Here is a 13,335-nt window from a genome sequence, read left to right on the forward strand (position 1 = left end):
GAATAAGTTCTTGAAAGTTGCATTTCACCTTATTACACACGGCATATTGTACGATTATGAGTCCGCACTACCAGCTCTGAAATCGTAACCAAGTTTATATTTACTATAACACACCGACCTTTCGAAAAAAAGAAAATCGTAAGGTCTTTTAGTCGTGCGAAAATTTAGTTGTAGTTGGGAGGGGTACCCCTCCCAGCTACAACTAAATCAAAAAACAAAAGAAATTAAAGAATTACACTTGACTGGAGGTAAGAAGGAGGCTGGGACATAAGTACATATTAAAAGCAAAATTCAAAAAAATCACATCAGAAAAGCGCGAGAAATCAACGTTTCTACCATTGATTTCTCGCGCCTTTTTAGATTTTGTGCAGTTTTGTCTCAACTTCATATTAGGATAAGCCCTAGTGAGATAAATGTGCTTTATTGGAGGTTAATTAACGAAAATCACACCACGTTTTTTTCTGCAGTTAGTCAGCTTTAAATGAAAAAAAGACCATCAAATTGACGATCTTCGTTATTAAATAAATCTACCCAATTGCATTATATTGTAATTTTGTCACGGTACAAAACAAATGTAACTACGTTTAATAATATAGTAACGCTGACAAGTATTGCTGAAACAAAAGCCATAGTACCCATTGTATCCATCAGAGAAGCAAAATCTTCATTTTTCACCAATATATAGCTATAAAACATTTGTAAACAAATTGCGATTGCGCACGCGCTAAAACTAATAATAGAAAATGCGACCCATTTCTTGCTCTTTTGTTTTTTATATCCTAAAAGATTAACAAATGAGGCAATCAAAGCTACTAATCCAAGTACTATGCTAAATAAATTAATCATAAAAATACTCCCTCCTCATATCTTCAAACGAAAAATAGTTAAATAAGTTACCTACTAATTACTTAACATTTGTTCATAATTATTGTAAATAGACTTGTGAGGGAGAGTTTAAGGAGTTGACAATTTTGCTACACTCAAACCCTCTTGGCATTGTCGTGGTTAAAAAAGGATCCCCATCGTATGTGAATGGGGACTCTTTATTGTTGTTTAATTACATGTTATAACACTAGTTGCTTTTTTGCTAGGTTCTATATTCCAAGGAATTTTACCTGTATATGGCGGAATAGGTCTAGCGTGACAATTAAATTGCTTTTCTAGGGATGTTTCATTTTTCCAGTCGTAATAGTGAGAAAAGTTATTCTTTAATTCTGCGAATGCTTTTTCTTTTGTCCAACCTTTGGCAGATTTATTTGGATATATAGAGATTGATTTTACGCCACTTCTATCTATCCAATATGCTTTAGTAATATATGTAGCCCCACCTGGGTCAATTCTGAAAGGTCACTGCAGGTAGTGAGTCTAATATTATATTTTCTTTTATTTGTAGTTCGGAATCAATTGTGACCCATTCAAAAGTATCGTCCTCACTAAATTCATTAGTATATAGAGGGACCCCAAAAGTAAACTCAATTCCAGAAGGCAGTGTTGCTTGTCCCGAGTTAAATTGAGTACTTTGTAATATTTCATCTTTTTCTTCATCAGTCATAGATTCATATAACTTTTCATCTTCTAACGTCAATACTTCTAAAGCCACTTCTAAGCTTGGTAATACATCCTCAGCATTATTAGAACTTGAATTTACATTAATACTTGGAAAAACAAATGATAAGATTAAAATAAAACTTAAAGAAAACAAATACATTTTCTTATTCAATTTTAAATACCTCCTTTTTTACTTTTTCCTGGATATATTTATAACTTATCATTAGACATAATAATTTCAAAATCAATTTTTGTTAATAATTGAACAAAAATTGATAATAGTCAGAAAATTATCTAAAATTCAAAGATATTATAAATATCTTCAAACCATACTCAAAAATTTGCCCTCTAAGTAATGTAAATGACGCTGAAATAGCTGTAATAGTCCCTTCACGTGGAACTGTGAAGGCTGGATAAAGAATCTCGCTAAGTTTTTTGTATTGTCTATAATAACTACATCATTTATAGCGGTACTAAATCCTATAAGACTAGCTGTTTTAACATCGATTATTTCATTAATTATGGATTGTGTATTGCCAGAGGAGAATGGAATAATCGAGCCATCGGCAGGGGTAGAAGTGTTTATACTGTTGGCATCAGCAGCCGAAAATGTCCCGAATTTATCGCATTTTTTAGATGTTGACGAGTCATTATTACATTCAAAATTATTCATAGACTTTTTCCCCTTTTAGTATTTATCCTATGTGGTTAAGAGTAGGGGATAAATGTAAAAACCTCATTTATTGGTAATTATCAAACAACGTGGTGGTCGTACACAAATAAATAGCAGGCCAAATATAGAGAATGCTGGAAGGGTAGATAGGGGAGTAGTAGATGTGGAAGAACAAAACAAATAACAATGTGTGACATTTTAGCTTTCAGAATGTCTAAATTTCTTGAAGCCAATTTACAAGAAAAAAATAAAAAAGATTGAAGTAAATTAGCCTCAACCTTTCTTACACACGCATGCATGTACATACGCTTTGCCGTATATTATTAGCCCCATTTAGACCGAAGTTACCCTTAACAGAGCCCCAACAAGCCTTAATTTGAAGCATTATTTTACATCATATAAAATTCAGAAATAATAGCAAAACCTTGATAACACGGCATTATTCAAACGAATTGATTTCACTTTGCATGTTGACTAAATTAGTCCGTGAAGCATAAAGATGATAAATAACCTAACATTAATAAAAGACCAATACCCATTGCGATTTCCATGCTTGTACCTCCTTTTAAAAAACGACACATTTTTCCCACAAATAAATGGAAGTAAATGCTGACTGAGTTTTCACTTTATACATAAATATTGTACAATGAAATATGGAAATATGAAACCTTTTATTGGCTTATGCGTATATATTAGTAGTAGAGTTACCAATTTGTACATAAAGAGAAGGTGTTAATTAATGAAAAAGTGGTTTAAAAAGAGTATCGTCATCATGGTTGCGTTTTTAACATTAGGATTAATTACGCCAACACATGAAATATGGGATGCATTCGATCAAAATGCTTCAAATCGTTCTTCAATTGATTCAGCACCAGGGACAAGCACTGCCGTTGCAACTGAACCAAATGCAGCAATAGAAGAAAAGACCGAGATACATCAGGAACCGGTTGACTACGGATCATTGCTTGTTGATGCCGCTAAAGAGCAATCCTACATAAAGTTCGGCACAAAAATTGGCCCGAAAATCAGCAATGAATTTGACGCCATTATCTTCCCTAAAATGGAAGAAGCAATTGCCATGACAGTAGCGGGCTTAGACGATGCATCATTAGCATCCTTATCAATTTCAGAAAAGCCAAGTGGGAATTATGGCGAAAAAATTTTTAATATTACTAGCAATGAAACAGGCAAGGATTTAATTCGCTTCCATGTCCGTACAGAAAAAAGACCGCAGGAAGGCTATTATTACAACTTCCACTACCACAGTGCAGAGGACAGTTTTATGGCACACAACAATTTAGGGGATATTTATTGGGAGAAAAATACACCTCCGAAGTGGTTATCCTAAAAGTTACGAAACACTCGTTTAAAATACGAGTGTTTTTTGTTTGAAAACATTGATATATCAACGTTTGTATTAGAATGGTAAGTTGTTATATTTGTATGCCGTTCTAAAGGTGAAGGAGAGAGAAAAGTATGTACCCAAAAATGTACCCCAAATTCATCGTTTTTCAATTTCCTCAGATTCTACAAATGAACTCAAATTGATAATTTCAATCATAATATTAGAGGCGTGTACTTCATCTTTTTCAAATGAATATGCATAATTCCTGTAGGAGCTCGAACGCGTCAACAAACGGCAACGATGCTTAAACGCGATCATGATAAATATATTAAGTAATCGTCAAGGCAAGCAAAGCTAAAAATTATTTTTGAGCATTGGCGTTTTTATTATTGTACTGTGAAACTATATGAGGATTCATTTCTTTGGATCAAGTTTTAAACTGAGCACCAAACTAAAGATTACTATAATACAAAGAATAATTAAATCAATATTATAAATGGAAACTATTGTATTTCCTGATTTCGCGATATCATAAATTCTAATAATAATACCTAGAAAGGAACAAATTAGTACTAGAATAGCAATTTTTTTCATGTTTTCCCTTCTGAATTTATATTATTATAATATTATGTAATTTAGATAAATATTAAAAAATCTATTCACCACTATTAAATGTTTGTGTATTATTGGAAATAATAAAGGAGTATATCGACTAAAGGCGATGGAAAAAATACAAATCCTGCAGTAGCTCTAACGTGTCAACAAACGGCAACGATGCTTAAACGCGATCTTGATAAATATATTAAGTAATCGTCAAAACCAGCAAAGCTAAAAAAAATTAGCCAAGCTGGTCTTTTTTTATTGCACAACGCCAAACAAAATACCTTGTAAGTTAAATTGTATTCAAAACACCCTTTACTAATTTTATATTGAATTTCGATAAGCCTTTAATGTTGAATTGTACTTAGAGTTTGATAAAAATTTTTGGAGGTTGTATTGCCCCCATGGTCCTAATTTAGTAGTACTAGAGCCTAATAAACCATCCTTAGCAGCACTTTTAAGTGTTTCAATCTGTTTACTAGAGAGTTTAGATGTTTTACTTTCTTCGATAATTTTATTAACATTGTTTAATCTTTCTTCACTCTTGGAAGTACGGTTAATTTCGTTACTGTTTTGTTGAGTGAGCCCATATTGTTTATAGGATCTACGTGCCATTAAATATTGCATAGTTGTTGAATTTCTTGAAGTAATCATAAAAGTCTTCCACCTTTTTAGTTAATTGAATTTTTAGTATTTACCTTACTTATTATAATATCGACCAGTATTTTAAATAAATTAGTCTTTGTGAATATTTTACTATTAAATATAATTATAGATATTACTATTGTGAAGCGGGGGACCTATTTTAAGTTTCTACTCATCAACATCGAATTTGATGTTGTTTTTAATTTTTACAGAGCAACTAGCACGGGGAGATGACAAAACAAACAAATGTTTGGTGTGATGTTTAGGAGATTTGGCTAATTGGGATAAAATAATTGCCAGCTGCGTCTTTTCTAATTTCAATCTACTCGAATCTTCAGCTGCAGCCATCTCCTCAAACTGACGATTAGAAGTACGCAACTCTCTGATTGCTCTCGATCGAGCAGTTGCGCCTGTCTTTCCCATGCGAATTGGAATGTCTTCTACTTCATTTAATGTATGCTCATATTTCATTTCAGTTTTACCATCGTCCTATGTGCTCTCATTTTCTGAAATCCATACTAAAAACGAAAGTGGAAATAAATAATAAAAAATATATTTTTATGAAACTATTTTTAAACTCAAAACGTTATAAACAACTGGGTATATAAACCATTTATACTTATAGTTGGTTCTTATCCAAAAGTTGTAGATGACATTTGTTAAATTATATGTCATGTATATAGGTTGATTGGAGTGAAGACTGGGCGACTCCTTGGGGATTAGCGTCACAGATGAGACCCTGCAGCGAAGCGAAGCGGCTCATCGGACGCCCCCCAGGAAAGCGCCCGGTCGGAACGGAAATCAACGACACGCTATGGTGATGAGCCGAATGATGGAGGAGAAAGAAATATGACAGTTAGTTATTGGAAAGGACCAAATCTTACACTACGAGCGATACAACCGGAAGATATCGTTGTATTTGAATTATTAGATGATGAAATTCTTCGCAATATGGATTCCATACATTTTCCTCGCTCTGCGGATCAAATGAGTGAGTGGGTGGAGGAACAATTATCTGAAGAAGATGATGAATTCCGCTTTATTGCAGTAGATCAAGACAATAATATTGTTGGTATGATTGAAACCTTTGATTGTGATTTGAAGAATGGTATTTTTGATTATTATTTAGCTGTATTTGAGCCATACAGAGGTAAAGGGTATGCAAAAGAAATGATTCTTATGGTTCTTCGCTTTTTCTTCTCAGAGCGTGCATATCAAAAAGTCAATACAACCGTTTACTCTTTCAATGAGCCATCCATGCGCTTGCATGAGAAATTAGGTTTCGTGAAAGAGGGGCAACTAAGAAATATCCTTTTCACAAAAGGAACTTATCATGATGGTATTTGCTATGGAATGCTAAAACAAGAGTTTGAACAGAATCATGGAATTCTGTAAAAAGGAATAATCAACAAATTAACAGGACCAATGGAATTGTTTTTGTTGATATTCCCTTCCTTTGAGGAGATTGACTTAGGAATGTGAAAACGAAATGTCCTGGATCATGTGCTACAGGAGCATCCTATGATAAGCGTGGCTCAAACATCTAGGCGTTTCCTCGTTTGTTTTGACGGTTACGTAAGTAGATAAATGTGAATGGTCTAGTTGTCGATGAAAGAAGATCCTCGATTGTTCCATTTATTGACGGTAAAACAGCATTGGTTCGCGGATATTATTGGCTGTTTCATCACTAGCCATCCGAAGCCCCTTGAAAGCACCCAGTCGGAACGGAAATCAACCACACATTGTGAGCCGAATTTCTAACAATACTAACAAAAATAGTAAATAACTATATTAACCAAACGATCATTATGATATACTATTTTTGTTTTACATATTTGGGAATAATTTAAAGGTTAGGGAGGGAACATCTTAGGGTGTGGAAGGCATGAAAAAATTATTTGGAAAATTAAATAAAATCGACACATTTTCACCGTATTTCTTTTTACCGTTTATTTTAATACTCTATTTCTTTACGAGTATGTTTGATTGGCATAAGTTTGAGCAGTTCAATATACATGTATCTATTTGGCCAGCTGTTATTTTAGCGGTTATTTGCTATTACATAGGTGTGTATGTTATAGATAAGCTGAATTGGACGATCCCTTCATTTGGTCTATCGTTTTTAAGCAAATATGTGATTCATTTTATTGTGTTTCTGACGTTACTTGGTTTAGGTGCCTTCATACTGATGACTTTTGAAGGCGGCTTTGGAATTTCGGATGAGTCAAATCGACGAAATCTTGATCCAAAGCTAAACTTCTTTAGTCAATTACTATGGTTTGGCGTTTTATTGCTACTATCTTATAAAATGATTTTGGAAAAGAATATGACATGGAAAAAAGCATTCGTCTATGGTTCTATCTTTGCAGGCGTCATCTTTTTATTCTTGTTAATGGCCTATCGAACACCATTAATTATTATGCTATTTACAGGAATCATCATTTTCCACTATGTAGTGAAACGAGTCAAATTAACGTGGTTTTTAACAACGCTGCTAGTTATTGGTGTAGCTTTCTCTATGTTTAGTTTTATTCGTGTGTTAACGGAAGATAGGTCATTAGAATTCAATGACCGGAGACAACCTGATGTAGAACTGACGGAAGACGAGAGAGAGAACCTGTTAACGGCAGAACAAAAGGTTAACCAAACGCCGTTATGGATACGTGCACTAAATGAGGAGAGTGTAACAGGTCATATCGTGTTAAGTACAATTATTGAGTATACACAGGAAAACGGATATTTAAATGGAGAAATCCATAAAGGTATCTTTAGTACGTTATTACCTGGTGAGCAAACTTCACCTCGTATGGAGGTAACGGAGGTTGTCAATTCCGTAAGTGTGGAGAAGGGTAAGAATATTACACGTGAAAACCGAACAACGACACCAACCTTTATCGGTCAATTGTTTTTAGATGGCGGCTATTTATTAGTGGCAATTGGCTTCTTTTTATACGGAGCTTTAATTTCACTTATTTACAATAAAGTGAAGCAGGAAGGTATTCGTAGTTTCCATACTGTCGCATATGCATTCACTATTACGGTATTTACGGTTTCTATGCATACAGGTCTACTCGATTTAATCATTATACTAATGCTTGGTTTCGTCATTATTGCATCGTCTATTATTAATATGGAAAATAAAACAGCTTCGGTCATCTTGAAAAAGACGGCTTTGGCTAACCATATGAATTCTTAAGTCATTGTAAGTAAATTTGAAAATTGGATATCAAAAAGCCTTCCCCGTCATTGGAGAAGGCTTAATTTTATTGAGTAATGCGCTCGAAAAACGCTTTTGTTTTTTCAATATCCGTAACATGCTGATTGCACTGTTGGCTATCTGCGCAAATGTAATTACTATAATTCGTGAACGTTCCAACGACTTGCCCTTTTACGGAAGTAGTAAATAGACCTACTACGGAATGGTGATTGCAAATTGCGCATATTCCTTTAATTGTATCGTTAGAGAAAATGCCCTTAATCGCTTTTAGCTGTTCATCTTGTTCAATTACAACATATTTTCGATGTGTTCCAGGATCATCCCAAGCTAAATAACATGTCTGTTGAAAATCCATGTCCTCAAGCTTCGGTAGCTTCAGCTTTTTTTCCTTTTTAAATAGGCTTTTCAGTGTGCTGGCAGTCAGTGCTTTGAACGGGATGACATATGGTTTTAATTGCTCTAAATATGCTTCACCTTGTGCACGATCTTTAACATCAAAAAGCTGTTCGATTAGCTGAGCATCTGCAGCGGACAACGCTACTTTTGCAGTAATTTCGCTTTCAACAATACCATGTACGGCAAGGATGACGTCTTTATCTTTTGTCGTTGCAAGTGTTTGGATGATTTTGTTCATTTGCTGTTCAAGTAAATTATAGTTTGCGACCGTTAGAAACGGCTGAATTGTTTGGTTTTCCATTTGAAATCACTCCTGTATATTAGGCTTTTAATAAAGGTTTTTGGCCTAAAGAGATCCTTCAATTGATGTTATTTGTGTTAACTTTTCTAGACCTCTTTGACCTGGGAAGTGTTTGGTCTAGAGCAAGCATTACAAAAGAATGCGTCCATTTCGATTCCTCCTTGAAAAGAAAACTACTATTATAATAGCATCTTTTGGGAACTTGATAAATGAAAAAGGTGTAGTAATTCACATTTTTTTGTAAAATCAGATATGAAATAAATTGGTAAATTTGGTACAATTGTAATATTGGTTTGAAAGGGGGAATTTTTATGAGACAGGTTATGTATGATAAAAGTTTGGTTATTTGGAGCGGGATGAAAATTTAAGGGAACAACAGGAGGAACAACTATATGCTAAATCAACAAGGATTTAATTTATGGGCTGACGGTTATGATAAAACGGTTCAGCTTAGTGAGGAAAGTAATCAATACCCATTTGCAGGTTACAAGGCCGTATTAAATACGATTTTTAACGAGGTCATGTACAGTCCAAAATCAACTGTACTGGACATTGGCTTTGGGACAGGGGTATTAACAGCGAAGCTTTATGATAATGGCCATATGATTAATGGGTTCGATTTCTCCTCGAAAATGATCGACATTGCGAAGGAAAAAATGCCGGATGCTAACTTAATGGAATGGGATTTATCAAAAGGCTTGCCACCAGCGCTACTGGATCAAACATATGATGCCATTATTAGTACCTATGCGCTGCATCATTTTACAGATGACATGAAAGTACAATACATCACAGCATTATTGCAGCAATTAACACCCACAGGAAAAATTTTCATTGGTGATATCGCTTTTGAAACAAAAGAGCAGTTGGAAAAATGTCGTCAAGACAGTAGTAGCTATTGGGATGATGATGAGTTTTACTTTATCTATGAGGAAATTGGCCCCTTATTAAAAGGACTATGCCAACTAGAGTTTCACCCAATTTCGCATTGTGGTGGGGTTTTTGTTATTTCGAATTTTGCTCAGGAAGATATTTAAGTGTTTATTTCGGATTATATATACGGGCAATTCGAGATTGAGGATGTGTTAGAAGAACTTATTTCGAGTAAACCGATGCAAAGGTTAAAAGGTATTCATCAAGGTGGGGCAAGTTATCTTGTGAATAGTCAATGGAATGTAACGCGTTATGAGCATTCGGTTGGTGTTATGCTGCTAATTAAACAGCTTGGCGGTTCTTTAGAGGAGCAAATAGCGGGATTATTGCACGATGTTTCACATACTGCCTTTTCGCATGTCATTGATTTCGTCCTTGATCATGATGCTGAAGACTATCATGAAGAAATATTTATGGATGTGCTGAGGAATTCGGAAATCCCAATGATACTTAAAAAGTATAACTATAATTACGAACATATCTTGTTGAATAGCTCGAAATGGACTTTACTTGAACAGCCAGCTCCGGATTTATGTGCAGATCGCGTCGATTATACTTTACGAGATATGTATAAATATGGACAAGTTTCATTAGAGGATATACAAAAGTTTTTAAATGATATTATTATTTTTCAAGGGAAGATGTGCCTTCAAAGCATCGAACGTGCAGAATGGTTTGTGAAAACATATTATCAAGAAGTGCTTGATTTCTTCATGGATCCGTTAAATATATATGCCTATCATAAATTGGCGCAAACGTTAAAGTTATCATTAGAAAAAAAGGTCCTGACGCTCACCGATTTTCTTAAGGAAGATAATGAACTAATTGAACAGATGAGATCTTCAAATGATATTCAAGTGCAGAGTCTATTAAAGCAACTTCATCCATGTGTAAAAGTGAGGGTGGATCATACAGAATTTGATATTCATCAAAAAAATAAAGTGCGACTGATTGATCCTTTACTATAATATGGGAAATAAATTACTAAAGGCAAGTGATTTATCAGAAGAAGTTAAAAAAATGAATGCAGATGCTAAAGAAAAATTCAAACAGGGTATGTTTGTGAAAATACTTTAATTTTCTCGATAAATCACAAAAAAGTTTCGATAAATTAACAATATTAGTCGATAAATTCACGAGTTTTCTCGATAAACGAAAGAGAAGGGGCTGTCTACTGGCAGCACCTTTTTTTATGCAAACATCGACATAATATACTTACCTGATAACATAAAAACGGCATAAACTGCGAGTGCGCTAATTACGGAAATACTTGGTTTAAACCAGTATGTTAATAAAAATGCAAGAACCGTGAAAAGTAACATGCCTACAGCACCAAACACAGTATTTTGTAAAACGCTATGGAAAGTATCTTCTTTCATATTTTTCATCTGCATGCCCATATTGATAAGTGTTAGGATAGGCAACGCCGTAATGATGCCTGATAAAAACAAATATTTTGATTGGCTTAACAGTAATGCTAATACCATGATAGAGCCGCCCACTATAAAATATAGAATATATAACATATGAAACCCTCGATCTTGTGTTCAGAATAGTGTAATAATACTTTACGAAATAACTATTTACAAGCCCTTGTTTTGAGTATTTAGCAAGAAACTAAGAAAGATAGATTTTTATCAAAAATAACGAGAATATTTCGATAAATAGGACATGCTTTTAAAAAAATATCTGAAAATATAAACTTTATCAAATCTCTTTTTATATATCGTGTTATACGATACAATCGAATCGAACGATATATTGAAGGAGTAAATTTGATGATTACAGACATAAATAATTATTTTACATCAATTTTTTATCATCTACATACCGCACATGAAGATGTGATTTCGCATCAAAGCGTACGTATTTTACAGATGATTCAGAAGGAAGAGGAAGTAACAGTTCGCGATATCGCAGGGTTACTGAATATTTCTCAAAATACTGCCTCTGAGCACGTAAAAAAGCTGGAGCGTAACGGCTGGGTGAAAAAAGAGCGAGACATCGATGATCAACGCAAAGTAAATCTGCATTTAACAGCGGAAGGGCTTCAGATCGTCAAGAAAAACACAGAATTAGATGATGACAAACTGCAATATGCATTAAATCAATTATCAGAACAACAACAACAAACGATTTTACAGGCATTTCGTCTATTAAGCGAGGTGTCTAAATAATGTATACACTTGTGAAAATTCTCTGCTCAGCAGCTATAATCGGTATTGTAACAGAAGTTGCGAGAAGATTTCCTTCCTATGGTGGCATGATTGCAGCACTACCTCTTGTTAGTATTTTAAGTATCATTTGGCTAACTGTGCAAAGTGAGTCGAGTGAGCATATTCAGCGATTTACTTATGGTGTAATCGTTGGACTACCAGCAACTATGTTCATGCTATTTGTAATATATATGGCGATGAAATCATCGATCCATATTGTTTTTGCCATTGGACTAGGAATCGTTTCGTGGGCGGTATTTCTTGGGGTTCAAAAAGCCATTGCTGGTATTTTTAATATTTCTATTTAGGTAGGAGAATAATAGATGACAGTAATTTCTATTCAACAGTTACCTCAAACGGATGTGTTGCAGTTTTTTACAGAGCATTGGGGAAGTACAGAAATGGTTATTTCTAGCGGAGTTTATGACTGTAGCAAATTACATGGTTTTGCCTATGTAGATAAACAAAATACTATTTTAGGTCTTATAACGTATAGTATTCGTCATAAAGAATGTGAAATTATTTCTCTTGACAGTATTTTAGAGGGAAGAGGGATTGGTTCATTACTTGTACAAGCTGTTGAACAAAAAGCATCCGAACAAAACTGTACAATGATTACCCTCATTACGACCAATGATAATTTACACGCGTTAAGATTTTATCAAAAACGTGGCTATCACTTAGTCGAAATATTACAGAATGCTGTAGAAAAAGCACGAGTATATAAACCTGAAATTCCTTTAATCGGCAATGACGGGATTCCAATACGTGATGAAATACGACTAGAAAAACAATCTGGCTCTAGATGAGTCAGATTGTTTTTTTCTTCATTCACAAATGTTTTCTGTAGCAAAAGAAAAAAGTCAGCTAAAATTACGCCAAGGCGAAATTGATATTCTAGGTATCATCACCTGCCATTTCTCGCTATACTTGATGGAGAGCTAGAAAGTGAGGAATTTATATGAAAAAAATACTATTTGTTTTATTATTTAGCGTTCTTATGGTGGGAGCGGGCTTCATCATTTATTTAAAAAGCAATCCACCACTTGTCATGAACAGCTATACGAATCCTACTGATGATTCAACCATTAGAATTGTTGAAATCGAGAATAAAGGACTACATGAGATTCAGCTTCAGCAAATACTCGTTAATGATAAAATGCCTGAAAATGTCGAGCTTGTCGTTAGTAAGTCTGAACCGTTTGAAGCGGAAACGAAACTGGAGGATAACCCGAATATTACATATCATAAGTTAAGACAAATTAACATTTTTCCTAGTAAATACATAGATCGCGAAGCCGTTGGAAAGCAGCCTCAGCATTATGCTGTAAAGGTTGAGGCACCAAATATTAAGACCATAACGATTAAGTACAATTATTTAAAAATCCCATTTACATTAACAGCTGAGTTACAGGCTAAAAAATAAAGGGTTTCGTCTATTCACATTATCCCGCATGTCAT

Annotated in this window: 16 protein-coding genes and 1 pseudogene; 9 read left to right on the plus strand and 8 right to left on the minus strand. The window is 34.3% G+C overall.

Going from position 1 to position 13,335, the window contains the following annotated elements:
- Positions 1–540: 540 nt before the first annotated feature.
- The 4 genes from BFJ97_RS07785 to BFJ97_RS07795 all read right to left on the minus strand — a co-directional run bounded on the left by BFJ97_RS07785 (position 541) and on the right by BFJ97_RS07795 (position 2,221).
- Positions 541–846, minus strand: a complete 306-nt coding sequence (locus tag BFJ97_RS07785) for a hypothetical protein (protein ID WP_068984094.1) — start codon at positions 844–846, stop codon at positions 541–543.
- A gap of 207 nt (positions 847–1,053) precedes the next feature.
- Positions 1,054–1,338, minus strand: a complete 285-nt coding sequence (locus BFJ97_RS25635; RefSeq protein WP_083226981.1) for a DUF2599 domain-containing protein — start codon at positions 1,336–1,338, stop codon at positions 1,054–1,056.
- Positions 1,334–1,720: a hypothetical protein gene (locus BFJ97_RS07790; RefSeq protein ID WP_068984095.1), complete on the minus strand. Its 387-nt coding sequence runs from the start codon at positions 1,718–1,720 to the stop codon at positions 1,334–1,336. Before BFJ97_RS07790 ends, BFJ97_RS25635 begins: the two co-directional genes overlap by 5 nt.
- Before the next feature lie 150 nt (positions 1,721–1,870).
- Entirely contained in the window at positions 1,871–2,221 is a 351-nt protein-coding gene (locus BFJ97_RS07795) for a hypothetical protein (protein WP_068984096.1), read from the minus strand.
- Positions 2,222–2,960: 739 nt separating this feature from the next.
- Here BFJ97_RS07795 and BFJ97_RS07800 point away from each other — a divergent pair.
- Positions 2,961–3,569, plus strand: a complete 609-nt coding sequence (locus tag BFJ97_RS07800; RefSeq protein ID WP_068984097.1) for a YpjP family protein — start codon at positions 2,961–2,963, stop codon at positions 3,567–3,569.
- Positions 3,570–4,490: 921 nt separating this feature from the next.
- Here the strand turns inward: BFJ97_RS07800 and BFJ97_RS07810 are convergent.
- A complete protein-coding gene (locus tag BFJ97_RS07810; RefSeq protein ID WP_068984099.1) occupies positions 4,491–4,820 on the minus strand; it encodes a hypothetical protein in 330 nt (109 codons plus the stop codon).
- 159 nt (positions 4,821–4,979) lie between these two features.
- Positions 4,980–5,282, minus strand: coding sequence for a hypothetical protein (locus tag BFJ97_RS07815; RefSeq protein ID WP_068984100.1), 303 nt, complete (start codon positions 5,280–5,282; stop codon positions 4,980–4,982).
- A 378-nt stretch (positions 5,283–5,660) separates the two neighbouring features.
- On the opposite strand from BFJ97_RS07815, the gene BFJ97_RS07820 reads away from it, so the two are divergent.
- Both BFJ97_RS07820 and BFJ97_RS07825 read left to right on the plus strand, forming a co-directional pair.
- A complete protein-coding gene (locus BFJ97_RS07820) occupies positions 5,661–6,206 on the plus strand; it encodes a GNAT family N-acetyltransferase (RefSeq protein ID WP_068984101.1) in 546 nt (181 codons plus the stop codon).
- A gap of 490 nt (positions 6,207–6,696) precedes the next feature.
- On the plus strand, positions 6,697–8,007 hold the full coding sequence (locus BFJ97_RS07825) for a hypothetical protein (protein WP_083226982.1): 1,311 nt from the start codon (positions 6,697–6,699) through the stop codon (positions 8,005–8,007).
- Between the two features lie 67 nt (positions 8,008–8,074).
- Here BFJ97_RS07825 and BFJ97_RS07830 read toward each other — a convergent pair whose 3' ends face one another.
- The gene (locus BFJ97_RS07830) at positions 8,075–8,725 is read right to left on the minus strand and encodes a FusB/FusC family EF-G-binding protein (protein ID WP_068984102.1); all 651 of its coding nucleotides are present in this window, start codon (positions 8,723–8,725) and stop codon (positions 8,075–8,077) included.
- 392 nt (positions 8,726–9,117) lie between these two features.
- Here BFJ97_RS07830 and BFJ97_RS07835 point away from each other — a divergent pair, with 392 nt between their 5' ends.
- Complete coding sequence (locus BFJ97_RS07835) at positions 9,118–9,762, plus strand: class I SAM-dependent methyltransferase (RefSeq protein ID WP_068984103.1); 645 nt, start codon at positions 9,118–9,120, stop codon at positions 9,760–9,762.
- Positions 9,763–10,735, plus strand: a pseudogene (locus tag BFJ97_RS07840) (HD domain-containing protein).
- 113 nt (positions 10,736–10,848) lie between these two features.
- Here BFJ97_RS07840 and BFJ97_RS07845 read toward each other — a convergent pair.
- Positions 10,849–11,184, minus strand: coding sequence for a DUF3147 family protein (locus BFJ97_RS07845; protein WP_068984104.1), 336 nt, complete (start codon positions 11,182–11,184; stop codon positions 10,849–10,851).
- Positions 11,185–11,436: 252 nt separating this feature from the next.
- Here BFJ97_RS07845 and BFJ97_RS07850 point away from each other — a divergent pair, with 252 nt between their 5' ends.
- The 4 genes from BFJ97_RS07850 (at position 11,437) to BFJ97_RS07865 (ending at position 13,300) form a co-directional block, all read left to right on the plus strand.
- A complete protein-coding gene (locus BFJ97_RS07850) occupies positions 11,437–11,835 on the plus strand; it encodes a MarR family winged helix-turn-helix transcriptional regulator (RefSeq protein ID WP_068984105.1) in 399 nt (132 codons plus the stop codon).
- Entirely contained in the window at positions 11,835–12,182 is a 348-nt protein-coding gene (locus tag BFJ97_RS07855) for a DUF3147 family protein (RefSeq protein WP_068984106.1), read from the plus strand. Before BFJ97_RS07850 ends, BFJ97_RS07855 begins: the two co-directional genes overlap by 1 nt.
- A gap of 15 nt (positions 12,183–12,197) precedes the next feature.
- On the plus strand, positions 12,198–12,683 hold the full coding sequence (locus BFJ97_RS07860) for a GNAT family N-acetyltransferase (protein ID WP_068984107.1): 486 nt from the start codon (positions 12,198–12,200) through the stop codon (positions 12,681–12,683).
- Between the two features lie 152 nt (positions 12,684–12,835).
- Positions 12,836–13,300, plus strand: a complete 465-nt coding sequence (locus BFJ97_RS07865; RefSeq protein WP_068984108.1) for a hypothetical protein — start codon at positions 12,836–12,838, stop codon at positions 13,298–13,300.
- The last annotated feature ends 35 nt before the right edge of the window (positions 13,301–13,335 follow it).

Source organism: Lysinibacillus xylanilyticus (assembly GCF_001708185.1).
GTDB classification, from domain to species: Bacteria; Bacillota; Bacilli; order Bacillales_A; family Planococcaceae; genus Lysinibacillus; species Lysinibacillus xylanilyticus_A.

Coding starts and splice junctions, on each gene's coding strand:
- BFJ97_RS07820 (WP_068984101.1), top strand. CDS start 5,661: ATGACAGTTAGTTATTGGAAAGGACCAAATCTTACACTACGAGCGATA.
- BFJ97_RS07845 (WP_068984104.1), bottom strand. CDS start 11,184: ATGTTATATATTCTATATTTTATAGTGGGCGGCTCTATCATGGTATTA.
- BFJ97_RS07850 (WP_068984105.1), top strand. CDS start 11,437: ATGATTACAGACATAAATAATTATTTTACATCAATTTTTTATCATCTA.
- BFJ97_RS07825 (WP_083226982.1), top strand. CDS start 6,697: ATGAAAAAATTATTTGGAAAATTAAATAAAATCGACACATTTTCACCG.
- BFJ97_RS07815 (WP_068984100.1), bottom strand. CDS start 5,282: ATGAAATATGAGCATACATTAAATGAAGTAGAAGACATTCCAATTCGC.
- BFJ97_RS07795 (WP_068984096.1), bottom strand. CDS start 2,221: ATGAATAATTTTGAATGTAATAATGACTCGTCAACATCTAAAAAATGC.
- BFJ97_RS07835 (WP_068984103.1), top strand. CDS start 9,118: ATGCTAAATCAACAAGGATTTAATTTATGGGCTGACGGTTATGATAAA.
- BFJ97_RS07865 (WP_068984108.1), top strand. CDS start 12,836: ATGAAAAAAATACTATTTGTTTTATTATTTAGCGTTCTTATGGTGGGA.
- BFJ97_RS07785 (WP_068984094.1), bottom strand. CDS start 846: ATGATTAATTTATTTAGCATAGTACTTGGATTAGTAGCTTTGATTGCC.
- BFJ97_RS07860 (WP_068984107.1), top strand. CDS start 12,198: ATGACAGTAATTTCTATTCAACAGTTACCTCAAACGGATGTGTTGCAG.
- BFJ97_RS07810 (WP_068984099.1), bottom strand. CDS start 4,820: ATGATTACTTCAAGAAATTCAACAACTATGCAATATTTAATGGCACGT.
- BFJ97_RS07800 (WP_068984097.1), top strand. CDS start 2,961: ATGAAAAAGTGGTTTAAAAAGAGTATCGTCATCATGGTTGCGTTTTTA.
- BFJ97_RS07855 (WP_068984106.1), top strand. CDS start 11,835: ATGTATACACTTGTGAAAATTCTCTGCTCAGCAGCTATAATCGGTATT.
- BFJ97_RS07830 (WP_068984102.1), bottom strand. CDS start 8,725: ATGGAAAACCAAACAATTCAGCCGTTTCTAACGGTCGCAAACTATAAT.